General features: G+C 47.1%; 20 protein-coding genes. 12 read left to right on the forward strand and 8 right to left on the reverse strand.

The window, feature by feature from the left end; translation table 11 throughout:
- Positions 1-2: 2 nt before the first annotated feature.
- Complete coding sequence (locus K4H25_RS08305) at positions 3-437, reverse strand: acyl-CoA thioesterase (protein WP_221020102.1); 435 nt, start codon at positions 435-437, stop codon at positions 3-5.
- Between the two features lie 108 nt (positions 438-545).
- On the opposite strand from K4H25_RS08305, the gene K4H25_RS08310 reads away from it, so the two are divergent.
- Both K4H25_RS08310 and K4H25_RS08315 read left to right on the forward strand, forming a co-directional pair.
- Complete coding sequence (locus K4H25_RS08310; RefSeq protein WP_221020103.1) at positions 546-1,001, forward strand: universal stress protein; 456 nt, start codon at positions 546-548, stop codon at positions 999-1,001.
- Positions 991-1,860: a radical SAM protein gene (locus tag K4H25_RS08315; protein WP_255587436.1), complete on the forward strand. Its 870-nt coding sequence runs from the start codon at positions 991-993 to the stop codon at positions 1,858-1,860. The genes K4H25_RS08310 and K4H25_RS08315 overlap by 11 nt, the downstream gene beginning before the upstream one ends.
- Here the strand turns inward: K4H25_RS08315 and K4H25_RS08320 are convergent.
- Positions 1,857-2,147 (reverse strand): helix-turn-helix domain-containing protein, encoded by a 291-nt coding sequence (locus K4H25_RS08320; protein WP_221020104.1) that lies wholly within the window; start codon positions 2,145-2,147, stop codon positions 1,857-1,859. The genes K4H25_RS08315 and K4H25_RS08320 overlap by 4 nt on opposite strands.
- A gap of 617 nt (positions 2,148-2,764) precedes the next feature.
- Between K4H25_RS08320 and leuC the strand changes: the two genes are divergently transcribed.
- The 5 genes from leuC (at position 2,765) to leuB (ending at position 7,067) form a co-directional block, all read left to right on the forward strand.
- Positions 2,765-4,177 (forward strand): 3-isopropylmalate dehydratase large subunit, encoded by a 1,413-nt coding sequence (leuC, locus tag K4H25_RS08325; RefSeq protein WP_374706343.1) that lies wholly within the window; start codon positions 2,765-2,767, stop codon positions 4,175-4,177.
- Between the two features lie 13 nt (positions 4,178-4,190).
- Positions 4,191-4,313 (forward strand): entericidin A/B family lipoprotein, encoded by a 123-nt coding sequence (locus K4H25_RS08330; protein WP_221020106.1) that lies wholly within the window; start codon positions 4,191-4,193, stop codon positions 4,311-4,313.
- On the forward strand, positions 4,310-4,948 hold the full coding sequence (gene leuD, locus K4H25_RS08335) for a 3-isopropylmalate dehydratase small subunit (RefSeq protein ID WP_221020107.1): 639 nt from the start codon (positions 4,310-4,312) through the stop codon (positions 4,946-4,948). Before K4H25_RS08330 ends, leuD begins: the two co-directional genes overlap by 4 nt.
- Before the next feature lie 240 nt (positions 4,949-5,188).
- Positions 5,189-5,920, forward strand: coding sequence for a glucosamine-6-phosphate deaminase (gene nagB / locus K4H25_RS08340; RefSeq protein WP_221020108.1), 732 nt, complete (start codon positions 5,189-5,191; stop codon positions 5,918-5,920).
- 82 nt (positions 5,921-6,002) lie between these two features.
- Positions 6,003-7,067, forward strand: coding sequence for a 3-isopropylmalate dehydrogenase (leuB, locus tag K4H25_RS08345; protein WP_221020109.1), 1,065 nt, complete (start codon positions 6,003-6,005; stop codon positions 7,065-7,067).
- Positions 7,068-7,147: 80 nt separating this feature from the next.
- Here leuB and K4H25_RS08350 read toward each other — a convergent pair whose 3' ends face one another.
- Together K4H25_RS08350 and K4H25_RS08355 are read right to left on the reverse strand one after the other, a co-directional pair.
- On the reverse strand, positions 7,148-8,557 hold the full coding sequence (locus tag K4H25_RS08350; protein WP_221020110.1) for a PhoH family protein: 1,410 nt from the start codon (positions 8,555-8,557) through the stop codon (positions 7,148-7,150).
- A 105-nt stretch (positions 8,558-8,662) separates the two neighbouring features.
- The gene (locus K4H25_RS08355; protein ID WP_221020111.1) at positions 8,663-9,124 is read right to left on the reverse strand and encodes a peroxiredoxin; all 462 of its coding nucleotides are present in this window, start codon (positions 9,122-9,124) and stop codon (positions 8,663-8,665) included.
- A gap of 235 nt (positions 9,125-9,359) precedes the next feature.
- Here K4H25_RS08355 and dcd point away from each other — a divergent pair, with 235 nt between their 5' ends.
- Positions 9,360-9,935 carry a dCTP deaminase gene (dcd, locus tag K4H25_RS08360; RefSeq protein WP_173533884.1) on the forward strand — a complete coding sequence of 192 codons (576 nt, stop codon included), beginning with the start codon at positions 9,360-9,362 and terminating at the stop codon, positions 9,933-9,935.
- 109 nt (positions 9,936-10,044) lie between these two features.
- Positions 10,045-10,401: a carboxymuconolactone decarboxylase family protein gene (locus K4H25_RS08365; protein WP_173533885.1), complete on the forward strand. Its 357-nt coding sequence runs from the start codon at positions 10,045-10,047 to the stop codon at positions 10,399-10,401.
- Between the two features lie 102 nt (positions 10,402-10,503).
- Here K4H25_RS08365 and K4H25_RS08370 read toward each other — a convergent pair whose 3' ends face one another.
- Positions 10,504-11,280 (reverse strand): RNA methyltransferase, encoded by a 777-nt coding sequence (locus K4H25_RS08370; RefSeq protein ID WP_255587437.1) that lies wholly within the window; start codon positions 11,278-11,280, stop codon positions 10,504-10,506.
- A gap of 77 nt (positions 11,281-11,357) precedes the next feature.
- Between K4H25_RS08370 and K4H25_RS08375 the strand changes: the two genes are divergently transcribed.
- The gene (locus K4H25_RS08375; RefSeq protein WP_173533886.1) at positions 11,358-12,140 is read left to right on the forward strand and encodes an inositol monophosphatase family protein; all 783 of its coding nucleotides are present in this window, start codon (positions 11,358-11,360) and stop codon (positions 12,138-12,140) included.
- Between the two features lie 188 nt (positions 12,141-12,328).
- Entirely contained in the window at positions 12,329-12,514 is a 186-nt protein-coding gene (locus K4H25_RS08380) for a hypothetical protein (RefSeq protein ID WP_221020112.1), read from the forward strand.
- A 55-nt stretch (positions 12,515-12,569) separates the two neighbouring features.
- Here K4H25_RS08380 and K4H25_RS08385 read toward each other — a convergent pair whose 3' ends face one another.
- The 3 genes from K4H25_RS08385 to K4H25_RS08395 are packed head-to-tail and all read right to left on the reverse strand — an operon-like array spanning position 12,570 to position 15,792.
- Complete coding sequence (locus tag K4H25_RS08385; RefSeq protein ID WP_221022901.1) at positions 12,570-12,917, reverse strand: ArsC family reductase; 348 nt, start codon at positions 12,915-12,917, stop codon at positions 12,570-12,572.
- A 52-nt stretch (positions 12,918-12,969) separates the two neighbouring features.
- Positions 12,970-14,115 carry a PilT/PilU family type 4a pilus ATPase gene (locus K4H25_RS08390; protein ID WP_221020113.1) on the reverse strand — a complete coding sequence of 382 codons (1,146 nt, stop codon included), beginning with the start codon at positions 14,113-14,115 and terminating at the stop codon, positions 12,970-12,972.
- Positions 14,116-14,133: 18 nt separating this feature from the next.
- Entirely contained in the window at positions 14,134-15,792 is a 1,659-nt protein-coding gene (locus tag K4H25_RS08395; RefSeq protein WP_221020114.1) for an AMP-binding protein, read from the reverse strand.
- Between the two features lie 196 nt (positions 15,793-15,988).
- On the opposite strand from K4H25_RS08395, the gene rimP reads away from it, so the two are divergent.
- Positions 15,989-16,423: a ribosome maturation factor RimP gene (rimP, locus tag K4H25_RS08400; RefSeq protein WP_221020115.1), complete on the forward strand. Its 435-nt coding sequence runs from the start codon at positions 15,989-15,991 to the stop codon at positions 16,421-16,423.
- Positions 16,424-16,460: the final 37 nt, after the last annotated feature.

Below are 16,460 nucleotides of genomic sequence, written 5' to 3' on the forward strand. Positions count from 1 at the left end.
TTCTATTGTTGCTCCTGACTTTTTATCGCCTGCCGAAAAGGAATCGGCAAGGACGTGATTTTTCGTTCGGTATAGCTAAAGCAGGCCATGGTTGTTTTTGCTTTAGCAATTGGATGTGCTTGGGTGCTTACATCATAATAAAGTTCAAACCGAGTTTGACTGATTTCGTCAATCCCAAGGCGAATCTGCAACACGTCACCATAAAAGGCCTCGTGTAAGAAAATAACGGCAACATCACTTAAAATTAAACCTGCGCCACCGATGTCAACTTCACTGTGATACCCCAGATGAGCGAGCCATTGCAACCTTGCTTCATGCAGTAAGCCCAGTAAGGCATCATGCGCTAAATGCTGGCCGTAGTTAATATCGGTAATTCGAACCGTAATATTGCACTGAAATAGATTGCACTCTGGTAAGTCGAGTTTAATTCGTGGCATAGTTGGATTTAAGTATTGATGTAGCTTTGAGTTTAAGCGCGTCAGCACATTGCCGCAATAAGCTTTGTCCTGTAAGACTAAAGAAGTTATTTTGGAGGAATTTGCCCTATGTATCAACGTATCTTAGTGCCAGTCGATCATAGCGATACCAGTGCTGCGGCACTACAAGAAGCAAAACGTCTTGCTGGGGAGCAACGGGCGGTACTTCGGCTGATTCATGTGATTGACCTGGCGCAGTTTGCTTGGAGTGCCAATGAATTTTTGGATGTGCCGCAATTACAGGCCTCGCTTCGCGTTGGCGGGCAGGCATTGCTTGACTCGCGAGCTGAAGAGTTACGTGCGCTAGGTTTAACGGTTGACGTGGCTTTAGTTGAAATCTGGGGCGGACAAATTGCGCGCACGATTGTCGATGAGGGTGAAAAATGGCATGCCGAGCTGCTGGTCATGGGTACGCATGGTTATGGCGGTTTGACTCACCTCTTGCTTGGGAGTGTGGCTGAAGGCGTGCTTCGCTACGCTAAAACCCCGGTTTTATTGGTGAGAGCGCCTGAGCATGCCGCTTAAAACACAATGGATTGCACCGCTACAGGTGAATGATCATCGGCGAGATATTGCAGGTTTGACGTATGTTTACCCAGTGGTGTCCCGTCGTGCTGGCGGGGTTTCGGTTGGTATCAACTTAAACCCAAACAACGCCTGTAATTGGCGCTGCGTGTATTGCCAAGTGCCTGACCTGCAAAGAGGGTCCGCGCCAGAAATCGCCTTGCCACAGTTGGATCTTGAGTTGGATTTGATGCTGGGAGACATTGTAAACGGCGATTTTATGGCTCGAGCTGTTCCCGATGGCTTGCGCCGATTTAATGATATTGCATTTTCAGGCAATGGCGAGCCAACGACTTCGGGGCAGTTTGCTGAATGTGTGGCCATTGTTGAGCGGGCGTTAGATCGCTTTGCGCTTCGCGGGCAAATCAAAGTGGTACTGATCACCAATGGTAGTCAGCTCGATAAAGCCAGTGTGCAGCTGGCTCTTAAAACCATGGCCTCGTTGCGTGGAGAGGTTTGGTTTAAGGTCGATCGTGCGCCACAGGATGATTTTGAATGGGTTAATCAAATTCGATTGAATCGGCAGCAAGTAACGCGCCGCTTGGCGCTAGCTGCTGCTTTGTGCCCAACATGGATACAGACGTGCATGTTTGCTGTGGATGGGCAGTTGCCCTCAGAGGCCGAGTTGCAGGCTTATTTAACGTTTTTGGCGCAACAAATTGAGGCGGGTGTGAAGCTAGAAGGGGTGTTGCTGTATGGGATTGCTCGTGCTTCGATGCAAGCAGAGGCATCGCAGCTCAGCGCCGCGCCCACGGAGTGGATGCAGCGCTTAGCTGAGCGAATTACTGCTTTGGGTTTGTCAGTTAAGCTGGCGGCTTAGTGACTTGCTGCTTCGTTTTGCTGTGCTTTTTGTAGTAATTCATCCATAAGTTCTGGACGTTCGCTGCGCAAAAGCTCGAGTACTTGAATTTCTTCTTTACGTAGCTTGGCTAGATCAATGCCTTCGATGTGAACAACGCGTAATAATTCGGCTACTGGTTTAGGCATGTTGCGACCACTTTCGTAGCGCGAGCCGCCACTTTGCGTTACGCCAATTTGACTCCAGAAGTCTTGCTGGTTCATGCCCAATTGTTTACGGATATCGCGCGGGCTGAATTTCTTGGTCATGTTGGGTCCTTTGTATTGCATGATGATTAGATTTTCTTTCATCATATAAGTCATCAAAGTGAGAAACACGGCACTATTCCATATGACTAATGGTGTCTTATTTACTCGCGCAAAATGAATAATTTTGTTAGGCAGGCTATTTCAGTTAGAAAGTAGTGAGGCATTTTGTCAATTGTGTGATGTATTGCCCTCTTTGTTTGGTGGGGCGTGCTCTTGTGGGCAATACGGTATGGTTTGAACGATTTGCGTGCAACAAGCAATCTAAATGATTGGCGTGCTCAACGCAGGGCGGTGTCGTGTTTTCGTTTTGCTGCGGTGTTTGATGTTGCGCGAATCCTACAAAATCGGTCGTTCAACGGCTGTTGTGCGATTTTTTTTGAAGACTTAGTTGTGGGGGGGTGAGGCGTAATTCATGCGTGCGTGTTCCGATTGATCTTTATGTGGATTGTTCTTTCGATATGCTGTCAATTTGATATGAGTTGATTGCTGTTAAATGACGTAATCTTGCCCTTAAAGCAAGGCTGGGTGTTGGGTAAATAGGGTATTGCGGCTTGTCGCAATATGCCTTCTGTGCTAACTTCGGGAGTTCCCCGATAGTCTCTTTTGCGATGATTGTTATGGCTCAAACGCTCTACGACAAACTTTGGCAGTCCCACGTTGTGCATGAAGAAGCCGACGGTACTTGCTTAATCTATATTGACCGTCATTTGGTGCATGAAGTGACGAGCCCACAAGCTTTTGAAGGCTTGAAATTGGCCAATCGCCAGCCATGGCGTAATTCTTCTGTCGTTGCGACGGCGGATCACAATACGCCAACCAATGAATGGGAAAAAGGCATTCAAGATCCGATTTCTCGCTTACAGGTCGAAACGCTGGACGCCAATATTAAAGAATATGGCGCTTTAGCTTATTTCCCGTTTAAAGATTTGCGTCAAGGCATTGTGCACGTTGTTGGTCCAGAAAATGGTGCGACGCTGCCGGGCATGACCGTGGTTTGTGGTGATAGCCATACGTCAACACATGGTGCATTTGCTGCGTTGGCGCACGGCATTGGCACTTCAGAAGTTGAGCATGTACTCGCTACGCAAACCCTAGTCGCAAAAAAATCTAAAGCGATGCTGGTTCGTGTCGACGGCCAAGTTGGGCGCGGTGTAACCGCCAAAGACATTGCTTTGGCGATTATTGGCAAAATTGGCACTGCCGGTGGTACGGGCTTTGCGATTGAGTTTGGCGGTGAGGCGATTCGTGCCTTGTCGATTGAAGGCCGTATGACACTGTGCAATATGGCGATTGAAGCCGGTGCCCGTGCTGGTATGGTCGCCGCAGATCAGAAAACCTTTGATTACTTAAAGGGTCGTCCTTTTGCGCCGACAGATGCACAATGGGATGCTGCCGTTGAAAATTGGAAAAACCTCGTTTCTGACGAAGGTGCGGTATTTGACGCGACGGTGGTATTGCAGGCGGCTGATATTGAGCCGCAAATCACTTGGGGTACATCGCCTGAGCAAGTGTTGGGCGTGTCGGGAAAGGTGCCTGATCCTGCGCAAGAGTCTGATCCAACTAAGCAGGGTAGCTATACGCGTGCCTTGCAATATATGGGCTTGGAAGCCAATACCCCACTGACTGATATTAAAGTTGATAAAGTATTCATCGGTTCCTGTACCAATAGCCGGATTGAAGACTTACGTGCGGCAGCCAGTGTTGTTGCCGGTAAAAAGAAAGCCGATGGCGTGAAGTTGGTGCTGATTGTGCCAGGTTCTGGCTTGGTCAAAGCGCAAGCTGAAGCTGAAGGGCTGGATAAAATCTTTATCGCCGCCGGTTTCGAGTGGCGTGAGCCAGGTTGCTCGATGTGTTTGGCGATGAATGCTGACCGTTTAGAGTCGGGTGAACGTTGTGCGTCAACGTCAAATCGCAACTTTGAAGGGCGCCAAGGGCAGGGTGGCCGTACGCATTTGGTCAGTCCTGAGATGGCTGCGGCGGCTGCGATTGCCGGTCATTTTGTTGATATCCGCACCTTCTCTTTGCAATAAGGGGCTGCGCGTGATGAAACTATTCGCAAGCTTGTTGTTGGTATTGTTCACGCTAACGGCATGCAATACGGTGTCGGGCTTTGGCAAAGACTTGAAAAAAGTCGGTAATGAAATTGATAAGGCGGCAACAAAATGAAGCCATTTACTAAATTAGATGGTTTGGTCTGCGCGATGGATCGCGCTAACGTCGATACCGATGCGATCATTCCAAAACAATTTTTAAAATCCATTAAACGTTCGGGCTTTGGTCCAAACTTGTTTGATGAGTGGCGCTATCTTGATCACGGTGAGCCGGGGATGGATAACAGTCAGCGTAAACTCAATCCTGAGTTTGAGTTGAATTTGCCGCGCAACCAAGGTGCACAAGTCCTCTTGGCGCGCGACAATTTTGGCTGTGGTTCATCACGTGAGCACGCACCTTGGGCGATTGAAGATTTCGGTTTTTGTGCGCTGATTGCGCCAAGTTTTGCCGATATTTTCTTTAATAATTGTTTTAAAAATGGTTTGTTGCCGATTGTGCAGCCTGCGGCCGTGATTGATCAGTTATTTGCTGAAGCCAAAACTGAAGGTTATCGCTTAAAAATTGATTTGCTTGAACAAACCATTACGACCTCTAGTGGCGAGGTGTTTGCGTTTGATGTGACCGAGCATCGTAAGCATTGTTTGCTCAATGGTTTGGACGAAATTGGCCTGACCTTGGCCCATAGCGACAAAATTAAAGCGTTTGAAGCCCAGCATGAAGCGGCGCAGCCGTGGCTGTTTGTTAAATAAATATTGAGCGCTGGCACGCTAATAAAATGGCGCGCATCAACGTATGGCTAATGGATTTTTGATGGTGGTGTCGATATAAAATCGATCAGGTACGTGGCGAGCCACATCATGATGAGTCAGTCGTAAACGCAATATTTAATTCGGACTTGTTGATCGGTATTTATTTAGACTGAATCAATATTGTTATTCGAATTTTATCGTATCCTTTTAAAGTCAAAATTAATTTTGGAAAGAAAATCAATGATCTTGCATAAATTTAAAAATCAAAGCGACTTAGATCGTGCAGCAGCAGATCTAATTATTGCCATGGTGCGTGCAAAGCCAAATGCAGTATTGGGTATGGCAACAGGTGGTACGCCTGTGGGTTTGTATCAAGAAATCGTTAAGACCTACCAAGCAGGATTGGTGAGTTTTGCGCAAGCCAAAACATTTAATTTGGATGAGTATGTTGGCTTGCCAGTAACGCATCAAGAAAGCTACCGCAATTTCATGCAACGTAATTTGTTTGATCACATTGATATTCAAGTCGCGAACACGCATGTGCCAAATGGCAATGCGGCTGATATTGATGCTGAATGCCGTCTGTATGACAAAATGATGTTCGAGCAAGGTCCGGTTGATCTGCAATTATTGGGTATTGGCGGTAATGGCCATATTGGTTTTAATGAGCCAGATAGCCAATTGTCACGTGGTACTTATCAAGTCACATTAAAAGAAGAAACGCGTGAAGCCAATAAGCGTTTCTTTAATCATATCGATGAAGTACCAACTCAAGCAGTAACGATGGGTATGGGCTCGATTATGCAAGCTAAAGTGATTTTGTTGGTCGTTAAAGGTCAAGAGAAGGCTGAGATCTTAGATCGCACACTCAATGGCCCTATCACCACGCAAGTGCCTGCGTCATTGTTGCAAACGCACCCACGCGTAATTGTAATGACCGATTGCGATGTGAACTACAAAGTATCGTATTAATTGTTTCGAGTGAATTAAAAAGAGGGGCTAGCCCCTCTTTTTCTACGTTTAAAAATTAAAAACAAAATACCGCGAGAACAGCATGAAAGTATTGATCCTACCCGGCGATGGCATTGGTCCTGAAATCGTAGCGCAAGCTAAAAAAGTACTCACTGTTTTAAAAAATGATGGCTTAGATTTAGAGTTGCAAGAAGCGCCCCTTGGCGGCGCCGCTTATGATCAATACGGTTCACCTTATCCTGAGTTCACGCAAAAGTTAGCGCGTGAAGCAGATGCGATTTTGCTAGGCGCTGTTGGCGGCCCACAATACGACACACTCGATCGTCCATTGCGTCCTGAGCGCGGTTTACTCGCTATTCGTAAAGATTTGAATCTGTTTGCCAATCTGCGCCCAGCCATTTTGTATCCAGAGCTCGCCAATGCGTCGACCTTAAAGCCTGAGGTCGTTTCAGGCTTAGATATTTTGATTGTGCGTGAATTGACTGGCGATATTTATTTCGGTCAGCCACGCGGTATTCGGGTGAATGAAGCGGGTGAGCGCGAAGGCTTTAACACCATGCTGTACGCCGAAAGCGAAATTCGCCGTATCGGCCACGTGGCTTTCCAAGCGGCGCAAAAACGCGGCAAGAAATTGTGCTCAGTGGATAAAGCCAATGTGCTGGAAACAACTGAATTCTGGAAAGAAATCATGACCGATATGGCCAAAGAATATCCAGACGTTGAACTCAGCCATATGTTGGTGGACAACGCGGCGATGCAATTGGTTAAGGCGCCCAAGCAATTTGACGTGATCGTTACCGGCAATATTTTTGGTGATATTTTATCGGATGAAGCGTCGATGTTAACCGGTTCGATTGGGATGTTGCCAAGCGCATCGCTCGATGCCAACAATAAAGGCTTGTACGAGCCAAGCCATGGCTCTGCGCCGGATATCGCTGGCAAAGACATCGCTAATCCATTAGCGACGATTTTGTCGGTGGCGATGATGCTGCGTTATACGTTTAACAATGAAGCGGCGGCACAGCGTGTCGAAAATGCAGTGAAAAAGGTGCTGGCGCAAGGCCTGCGTACCAGCGATATTTTTGAGGCAGGTACTACACGCGTTGCTTGCTCAGCAATGGGTGATGCGGTGGTGGCCGCTTTGTAATTTGTAATCATTTGTCGCTTAATAAAAAGCCCCATCGCAAATTGCGATGGGGCTTTTTATTGCGGGTAAAACCAATCTAATCAGAGCATCTCGGCGGCATAGTCGGCCAAGCGTGAGCGTTCGCCTCGGGTTAAGGTAATGTGCCCTGAATGCCCCCAGCCTTTAAAGCGATCAACGACAAAAGTTAAGCCTGACGAGCCTTCGGTGAGATAAGGTGTATCGATTTGACTAATATTGCCCAGGCAAATCACTTTGGTGCCGGGGCCTGCGCGCGTGATCAGGGTCTTCATTTGTTTTGAAGTTAGATTTTGTGCCTCGTCGATGATGAGGAATTTTTTAAGGAATGTACGGCCACGCATAAAGTTAAGTGATTTCACTTTGATGCGCGAACGAATTAAATCGCGGGTTGCTGCGCGCCCCCAGTCGCCCGCTTCGGCGTCAGTTTGGTTGAGTACGTCAAGATTGTCTTCAAGCGCCCCCATCCACGGCATCATTTTTTCTTCTTCGGTGCCAGGTAAAAATCCAATGTCTTCACCGACCGGGACTGTTACGCGGGTCATGATGATTTCGGTGTAGATTTTGGATTCAAGGGTTTGCGCCAAGCCCGCTGCCAGCGTGAGTAAGGTTTTCCCCGTGCCGGCCTGTCCGAGTAAAGATATAAAATCAATATCGGGGTTCATCAGCAGGTTCAGAGCGAAATTTTGTTCACGGTTACGGGCGGCAATCCCCCAGATGGCGTTTTTGCTGTGTCCATAATCTTTTAGGCTTTCGAGTACGGCGGTTTTGCCCTCGATGCTAATTACTCGCGCCTGCATCGGCGTTTCGCCAGATTGAAATAGCAGCTGATTGACATACAGGTCGACAACATCAGGGCCTTTGATTTTCCAGTAGCTGCGATTGCCTTCTTGCCAGCTTTGTAAATCTTTGCTGTTTCGTTCCCAAAACGGCTGATCTATTTCGCGCATGCCGTTGTAAAGTAGGTCGGTGTCTTCGAGTACTTTGTCGTTAAAGTAGTCTTCAGTTGCCAGACCTAAGGTACGGGCTTTGATGCGCATATTGATGTCTTTGGACACCAAGATGACTTGTCGATTGGGGTACATCTGCTGCAGATGGTGCACGACGCCTAATATTTGATTGTCGGCTTTGCCCATAGGCAATTGAGCTGGCAAAACGCTGGTAATGGCTTCGGTTTGTAAAAATAAGCGGCCCGTGGCTTGTTCTTTGCTGGTGGCTGACAATGAAACACCGTCGTGCAAATTGTGCTCCATACCGGCGACGAGTTCTTCCATAAAGCGACTGGCTTGCCTAGCGTTTCGGGCGACTTCGGTTAAGCCTTTCTTGTTGGAGTCTAGCTCTTCAAGCGTCATCATCGGAACAAACACATCGTGCTCTTGAAAACGGAAAATCGAGGTAGGGTCATGCATCAACACATTGGTATCCAGTACAAAGAGCTTGCGGTCACTGGGGGCTTTACGTTTACGGGCGGCCATGATGCACTCCTGATCGTGTGAAACTGATTTTTAGGATAAGTGTTGAAGAGAGTTTGGTCTTGCGAAGTAGGTTGAAAAAAAGCGGCCATATGGCCGCTGCTGGTATTACGGGTTGGGCAAGCTTTGCACAAAAGCCAAAACTTGCGCGGCATGATTGGGAACTTTAACGCCACGCCATTCTTGAATAATGATGCCGTTTTGAATCACAAACGTGCTGCGTTCGATGCCACGCACTTGCTTGCCATACATGTTTTTGAGTTTCATCACGCCAAATGCCTCGCAAGCGATTTCATCGGGGTCAGAAATGAGCTCAAAAGGCAGGGCTAATTTAGCTTTGAAGTTTTCGTGGCTTTTTAGGCTGTCACGACTTAGACCAAAAATAGCGCAATTGGCAGCTAAAAATTGTGGGTATAGATCTCGAAAATCGCTGGTTTCGGTGGTGCAGCCGGGAGTGCTATCTTTGGGGTAGAAATACAATACGAAGCGCTGATTGCTTAGATTTGCAGTATCAAATACAACATTGCCAGTGCCCGAAAGTGCGAGGGTTGGGCAAGGGGTTAAACTCATGAATTACTCCGCAGGGTTGATGAATGATGCTTACTTTATTGTCGGCAATCTGAGGTGTTAGAGCAAGGTTTGCGAGTGTAAAATACAAAAAATGCCGAAGGAGCGCAATTAAGTCGCATTGTTGAGCAGAAGCCCTTAGCGACGCCCCTTAATACCGTTACAATATGGTCAATGATGGTCACATCTCAATGACAGCGCTGTGACAAACCTGCACCAATTACAATGAGTACACACTATGAGCATTAAGTCGGATAAATGGATACGCAAAATGGCACAAGAACACGGCATGATTGAGCCGTTTGTTCCGGGTCAGGTCAAAGAAGTGAACGGTGAACGTATTGTATCGTACGGCACTTCAAGCTATGGCTACGATATTCGCTGTGCGGATGAGTTTAAAGTGTTTACCAATATCAATTCGACGATTGTTGATCCAAAGAATTTTGATGAAGGTAGTTTTGTCGATGTGTCAGGCAAGGGCTATTGCATTATTCCGCCAAACTCATTTGCGCTGGCGCGGACCGTGGAATATTTCCGTATTCCGCGCAATGCACTGACTATTTGTTTGGGTAAATCCACCTATGCGCGTTGCGGCATTATTGTGAATGTGACGCCGTTTGAGCCGGAGTGGGAAGGCTATGTGACTTTAGAATTCTCAAACACCACGCCGTTGCCTGCCAAGATTTACGCGAATGAAGGTGTAGCGCAAGTGCTGTTCTTTGAAGCGGATGCGGATGATGTTTGCGAAACCAGCTATGGTGATCGTCAAGGTAAGTATCAAGGGCAAGTTGGTGTGACGTTGCCAAGAACTTGATTTGAGCTAAATCGTATTTAAGCAGGCCTCTTCGGAGGCCTGTTTGCTTTTGTCTGGGATATAATACATAATATTATTATATAAATTTGTATTATAAAAGGATGTAGAGATGACAGAAAATTACCGTGATTTAGTGCAAAGCATCAGTGGTAAATTGCGCCAGTTTGCCAAAGAGATTCCCGAAACTCAGCAAGGCTTTATGCAGACCGCAAAGGCGACACATACTGAGGGTGCTTTAAGTAAAAAGCACAAAGAATTAATGGCGATGAGTATTGCCATTGCGGCGCGTTGTCAAGGCTGTTTGGGCTTTCATGCTCAAGCTTGCGTCAAGCTCGGGGTGACGCGTGCGGAATTTATGGAAATGCTGCAAGTGGCGATTTATATGGGCGGTGGCCCTAGCGTGATGACGGGGGCCGAAGCTTTAATCGCTTTTGAAGAGTATGGCGGTGAAAAAGCCGCTGAATAAGGCTTGCAGAGCAATACGTAGTTGGTTTTGATGGCTTAGTTTATAAAAAACACGACCCATATTGGATGATGGTGTCGTGTTTTTTTATTTGTCCGGATTGGCTTAGTCTTTTTTTCCAGTTTTAAATTCACTCGCGGCGCGCAAAATGCCGCGCATAATGTCGAGTTCTTCGCGCTCCATTTGGGCTCGCACAAATAAGCGGCGTAAACGCGGCATTAAGCGTTTTGGCGCATTGGGTTTCAAAAAGCCAATCGTGAGTAATACTTCTTCGAAATGCTCAAAAAACAGCTCAACTGCTTGGTGTGGGGCGCGTTCTCGATTTTCTTCTAGGTAACGAATGTCGTCGTAGCCTTCATCAAAACAGGCTGTGCGCAATTCGTACGCCAAGATTTGCACCGCCTGCGATAGATTCAAGCTGGAATAATCGGGATTAGTTGGAATGGTTACGCGGCGATTGCATTGCTCAAGTTCTGCAATGGTTAAGCCGCTGGTTTCTGCGCCAAAGACCAGGGCTACTGAAGCGCCGGTTCTGGCTGCTTGGACTAATTCAGGCGTGATTTGGCGCGGAGTTTGTAGCGGTTGCGATAGTTCTCGACGGCGGGCGGTCATTGCCACTTGTAAAGTTGTGCCTTCTAGCGCTTCGGTCATCGAAGAGACTACTTTAGCGTTAGCCAAAATGTCGCGTGCACTTGAGGCAAGGGCGTCGGCCACTTCAGATGGGAACTCTTTGGGGTTAATTAAATAGAGTTGGGTTAAGCCCATGGTTTTCATGGCGCGGGCCGTTGAGCCAATATTTCCGGGGTGGCTCGTGTGTGATAAAACAACACGAATGTTGGATAAGCAAGCGGTTTCATTCATTTGATTTGATTCTTTATTCATAATCGGGTTTATACTTTTGCGTGAGACGGGTAGAATGCGTCCTTAATATATCTGATCTTTTTTAATAGTGAGAAGTCATGCATCCAATGCTGAACACTGCGGTGCGCGCTGCGCGTCGCGCCGCCACCGTTATTCAACGTGCGTCGAATAATTTAGACTTAATTACCCCAGAAAAAAAAGGTCATAATGATTTTGTTTCTGAGGTTGATCGTGCAGCAGAACAAGCCATTATCGACACTATTTTAGAGGCGTACCCAAATCACGCGATTCTAGCAGAGGAGTCGGGTAGCCGCGGTAACTCTGAATACGTTTGGATTATCGATCCACTTGATGGTACTACAAATTTCTTGCATGGCTTCCCACAATACGCCATTTCTATCGCGCTTGAGCATAAAGGCGTGATCACACAAGCTGTTGTTTACGATCCAAACCGCAACGATTTGTTTACTGCGACTCGTGGCGTTGGTGCATTTTTGAATGATCGTCGTATCCGTGTTTCTAAAGTGCGTGAATTGTCAGACGCATTGGTTGGGACAGGCTTTCCGTATACCAAGTTCAATAATTTAGAAAACTACCTGAATATTTTCCGCGATATGGCGCAAAAAGCCGCTGGCGTACGTCGTCCGGGCGCTGCTGCCTTGGATTTGGCTTATGTGGCTTGTGGTCGTTTTGATGGCTTCTTTGAGTTTGACTTGAAGTTGGTTGATATCGCTGCGGGTACTTTGTTGGTACAAGAGGCAGGTGGTTTGGTGACCGATCTCAACGGCGAAGAAAAATTCTTGGTTTCTGGTGACGTACTTTGCGGTACACCACGCGTATTTGGCCAAATGTTATCGCTGATTCGCGGTCATTTGAAGTAAGCCTGATGCGGTAAAGGTTTTTGCTTTTAAGGCTTGCTTTGCCAATGCCAAATTTAAAACGGGTTCTCTATGGAGGACCCGTTTTGCTATGTGGCGCTGGGCTCGCGCTGAAAGGGCCTATAAAAGTCGATGCGGATGATTTTCTGCGTGGATAATGAATGCATTGACGGTTTCATTTGGGTGTAAAAATGAAAAATATCATCTTATGGTGTGGCGTGCTTTTGTTGGTGGCTTGTGGGCCGAGTCGGCCCGCGCCAAGCGTGACGATTGCTGAGCCACAGCGTGAGGCTTTGCAGAAAACGCACGCTGTAGCCAGTATGGTTGAGCAACAAGCGGGGGAGCAACTCAATAAAATTGAGGTAGAAACCAAGTAGTTGTATGGGTATATGAATCTATATCATATTGATTGCGGCTTTTGATTATATACCTTTATAAAAGTAAGCTGCTATAGGTTTCAGGTTTAAAGCCAACGATGATTTTTCCGTTGTAATCGAGTACCGGTCGCTTGATGACGGATGGGCTGGCTAGCATCAAGGCGGTGGCGCTGGCGGCGTCAATCACGCTCGCTTTGCTGGCTTCGTCGAGTTTTCGCCAAGTGGTGCCTTGGCGATTGACTAAGACTTCCCAGCCACAATTGGCAACCCAATATTCAATGAGGGCAGGGCTTAAAACGTTTTTTTTAAAGTCATGCCATTCGTAGTCAAAGTTATGTTCAGTTAGCCAAACACGCGCTTTTTTTACGGTGTCGCAGTTAGGGATTCCGTAGAGTTTCATGATTTTTTCCATAGAAAAAGGCCGCCGCAGCGGCCTAGTTGTTGAGGTGGTGCGCTTAGTGCAATGAAATATCAAAGCTCACGTCTGGCTCGTCGGCTTGGTTGCCGGTGGTTCTTTTGCTGGCTTCTTGTTCTTGTACTGATTGCGCGTTATTGACCATCCATGAGAGATTGCTGGCTGAGTCAGCGTTGCGTAGCGCTTCGTCTAACTCGATTTCATTGTTGCGATACATGCGATAGAGCGATTGCTCGAAGGTTTGCGAACCTTCGGATAGGGATTGCTCCATCGCTTCTTTGATCTCAGAGAGTTCGCCATTTTTAATGAGCTCGGCAATTCGATTGGTGTTGAGCATCACTTCGACGGCGGGTTTGAGCTTGCCGCTGTCTTTGCAGCGCACTAAGCGTTGCGAAATAATTGCTCGCAATGAAGTGGATAGGTCATACAGCAACGATTCACGTGCTTCTTGCGGGTAGAAGTTAACAATTCGGCTTAATGAGTGGTAGCTATTGTTGGCGTGCAAAGTGGAGATGCATAAGTGGCCAGCTTGGGCGTATTGCATGGCGTAAGTCATCGTAGCTTGATCGCGAATTTCGCCAATCATCAATACATTCGGTGCTTCGCGCATTGCGTTGCGTAGTGCATCGTCATAACTATGCGTGTCGGTGCCCACCTCGCGTTGATTAACGAGTGATTTTTTATGGCTATAGATAAATTCGATCGGGTCTTCCATGGTGAGGATGTGCCCGCTGTGATGTTCATTGCGGTATTCAAGCATGGCCGAAACGGTGGACGATTTGCCAGATCCAGTGGCACCGACCACTAAAATAATGCCGCGCTTTTCCATGATGAGTGATTTAAGCACCTCGGGCATAAATAACTCTTCGAGCGTGTCTGCTTTGGGCTTAATAAAGCGTGCAACAAGCGCGACGGTGCCACGGCTTTTGAAAACATTGACCCGAAAATTGCCAATCCCCGCCACGGGATAGGCAAAATTCATTTCTAATTCGCGCTCAAAAGTGGCGATACGAGCTTCGCCCATCAGTTGATAGGCGAGTTGCTTAACATGTTCTGCGCTGAGAATTTGATTGTTAACCGGGTGGCAGGTGCCTTGAATTTTAATCACAATTGCCGAATCGGCAGCTAAAAACAGATCGGATGCACTACGTTCAGCCATTAGCTTAAAAAACGGCAATAAATTCATCTTGAGATCCTTGGTTGATTAATTACGCAATTCGCGACGCAAAATTTTACCCACATTTGATTTGGGTAAGCTATCGCTAAATGCAATTATTCGCGGCACTTTGTAATTAGTCAGCTGTCCACGGCAAAACTCAATGATTTCTTCTGGTGTCAAATTAGGGTCTTTTTTGACAATCACCAGTTTGATGGCTTCACCAGTTTTTTCATCCGCAACGCCGATGCAGGCTACTTCAAGTACACCAGGATGGTTGGCAACAACGTCTTCAATCTCGTTCGGGTAAACATTAAAGCCCGAAACTAAAATCATGTCTTTTTTACGGTCGACGATTTGGAAAAAGCCACTCGGTTTCATGACGGCAATATCGCCTGTCGCCAAAAAGCCATCGGCACCTAAAATATCGGCGGTGTCTTCAGGTCGTTGCCAGTAGCCTTTCATGACTTGAGGTCCGCGAATATAGAGTTCGCCTCGTTCGCCGACAGGTACTTCCATGCCCGCATCGTCACGGATGACGGCGTCAGTCATTGGGATGGGTAGGCCAATCATGCCATTGAATTCCAGTGTGTTCATGGGGTTCATCATGGCGGCTGGTGAGGTTTCAGTTAGGCCGTAGGCCTCAACTAAAGGGACTTTGGTGGTTTTTTGCCATTTATCCGCTACGGCATGTTGTACCGCCATGCCACCACCGAGGGCGAGTTTCCAGTTGCTAAAGTTGAGCTTGGCAAATTCTGGGTTGTTGAGTAGGGCGTTAAATAAGGTATTGACGCCAGTAATGCAGGTGACTGGGTATTTTCCTAGTGTTTTGATGAAGTCAGGAATGTCGCGTGGGTTGGTGATGAGTAAATTGGTTGCGCCAATTTTACTAAATACCATGCAATTGGCCGTCAGTGAGAAGATGTGATAGAGCGGCAGTGCAGTGACGATCATTTCTTGCCCTTCGGTGACCACGGGGCTAATCCATGCGTGCGCTTGCTGCATATTGGCAGCAATGTTGCCGTGCGTGAGCATGGCGCCTTTAGCAACGCCCGTGGTGCCGCCGGTGTATTGCAAAAAGGCGATGTCATCATGACTCAATGGCACGGTTTGTAGGGTATTGCTCAGGCCTTGTTTTAAGACCTTATTGAGCGTGGTATGCCCGGGAAGGGTATAGCTTGGCACCATTTTCTTTACGTAGCGGACAACGCTGTTGACGAGTAGGCCTTTGGGAAATCCTAATAAATCGCCGATCTCGGTGACGATGGTGGTTTTGATGGCCGTGCTGCTGATGATTTTTTCGAGCGTGTGGGCAAAATTGGCCAAAATTAAAATGGCTTCTGCGCCGGAATCATTGAGTTGGTGTTGTAATTCGCGCGGAGTGTAGAGCGGATTAACGTTCACTACGACATAGCCCGCACGTAAAATGCCAAAAATTGCGACTGGATATTGCAGCAAATTGGGCATCATGACGGCAATGCGAGCGCCAAATGGTAGTTTTAATGTTTGTTGTAGATACGTTGCAAACTGAATTGAAAGTTGGTCTAACTCGCCGTAGGTGAGTGATTTTCCCATGTTGATAAAGGCAGGTCGATCGCGGTATTTCAGCACACTTTGCTGCATTACTTCTGGAATTGACGCAAATTCATTCAGATTTACACTGTGTGGAACACCTGCTTGATAGCTGGCTAACCAAGGCTTTGTCATTATTTGTCTCCGTTGTGGCCTTACTTTATGGGCAAAGGCACCGGTGAGACAAGTGCATCTTTGTGTGAGGAGTATTTCGCCAGCTTATCTTTTCTGTTAGAATCAGGAAAATCCCGTAAAAAACGACGGGAGTGCTTTCAAATGGGCGCGCAGGAATTGCAGCCCATTTTTTGTTTGTAGCTTTGAGAAGAAGAGTATGGCGGCCAATCTGCAATCTGTGTTGGACAATACCTTGCCGGGTTTAGGGTACGAATTAGTCGATTTTGAAATGGGCGAAAAGGGTTTGTTGCGCATTTTTATCGACAAAGACGGTGGCGTAACTATTGATGACTGCGTGGCGGTGAGTAATCACTTGTTGCGTTTATTTATGGTTGAAAATATCCCCCATGAGCGCCTCGAGGTGTCTTCACCGGGATTGGATCGCCTCATAAAAAAACCGGCGGATTTTGAGCGATTTGCCGGTGAGATGGTCAAGGTGAAACTACGGTTGCCCTTGCCTGATCGTCGCCGAAATCTTATCGGCAAGTTATTAGGTTTGGTGGATGATCATGTTGTGGTTGATGTGACGGGCGAAGTGTTGAAATTACCTTTGGCGTCGATTGATCGCGTTCGGATCGAACCGCAGTTTTAAATTGCGCCACCCATTTGGCAAATACTGTTAATTTGGC

Source organism: Deefgea piscis (assembly GCF_019665785.1).
Classification (GTDB): Bacteria; Pseudomonadota; Gammaproteobacteria; order Burkholderiales; family Chitinibacteraceae; genus Deefgea.

Coding starts and splice junctions, on each gene's coding strand:
- nagB (WP_221020108.1), top strand. CDS start 5,189: ATGATCTTGCATAAATTTAAAAATCAAAGCGACTTAGATCGTGCAGCA.
- K4H25_RS08365 (WP_173533885.1), top strand. CDS start 10,045: ATGACAGAAAATTACCGTGATTTAGTGCAAAGCATCAGTGGTAAATTG.
- K4H25_RS08380 (WP_221020112.1), top strand. CDS start 12,329: ATGAAAAATATCATCTTATGGTGTGGCGTGCTTTTGTTGGTGGCTTGT.
- leuD (WP_221020107.1), top strand. CDS start 4,310: ATGAAGCCATTTACTAAATTAGATGGTTTGGTCTGCGCGATGGATCGC.
- K4H25_RS08395 (WP_221020114.1), bottom strand. CDS start 15,792: ATGACAAAGCCTTGGTTAGCCAGCTATCAAGCAGGTGTTCCACACAGT.
- K4H25_RS08355 (WP_221020111.1), bottom strand. CDS start 9,124: ATGAGTTTAACCCCTTGCCCAACCCTCGCACTTTCGGGCACTGGCAAT.
- leuC (WP_374706343.1), top strand. CDS start 2,765: ATGGCTCAAACGCTCTACGACAAACTTTGGCAGTCCCACGTTGTGCAT.
- K4H25_RS08370 (WP_255587437.1), bottom strand. CDS start 11,280: ATGAATAAAGAATCAAATCAAATGAATGAAACCGCTTGCTTATCCAAC.
- K4H25_RS08305 (WP_221020102.1), bottom strand. CDS start 437: ATGCCACGAATTAAACTCGACTTACCAGAGTGCAATCTATTTCAGTGC.
- K4H25_RS08350 (WP_221020110.1), bottom strand. CDS start 8,557: ATGGCCGCCCGTAAACGTAAAGCCCCCAGTGACCGCAAGCTCTTTGTA.
- K4H25_RS08310 (WP_221020103.1), top strand. CDS start 546: ATGTATCAACGTATCTTAGTGCCAGTCGATCATAGCGATACCAGTGCT.
- rimP (WP_221020115.1), top strand. CDS start 15,989: ATGGCGGCCAATCTGCAATCTGTGTTGGACAATACCTTGCCGGGTTTA.
- K4H25_RS08315 (WP_255587436.1), top strand. CDS start 991: ATGCCGCTTAAAACACAATGGATTGCACCGCTACAGGTGAATGATCAT.
- K4H25_RS08330 (WP_221020106.1), top strand. CDS start 4,191: ATGAAACTATTCGCAAGCTTGTTGTTGGTATTGTTCACGCTAACGGCA.
- dcd (WP_173533884.1), top strand. CDS start 9,360: ATGAGCATTAAGTCGGATAAATGGATACGCAAAATGGCACAAGAACAC.
- leuB (WP_221020109.1), top strand. CDS start 6,003: ATGAAAGTATTGATCCTACCCGGCGATGGCATTGGTCCTGAAATCGTA.
- K4H25_RS08320 (WP_221020104.1), bottom strand. CDS start 2,147: ATGACCAAGAAATTCAGCCCGCGCGATATCCGTAAACAATTGGGCATG.
- K4H25_RS08390 (WP_221020113.1), bottom strand. CDS start 14,115: ATGAATTTATTGCCGTTTTTTAAGCTAATGGCTGAACGTAGTGCATCC.
- K4H25_RS08375 (WP_173533886.1), top strand. CDS start 11,358: ATGCATCCAATGCTGAACACTGCGGTGCGCGCTGCGCGTCGCGCCGCC.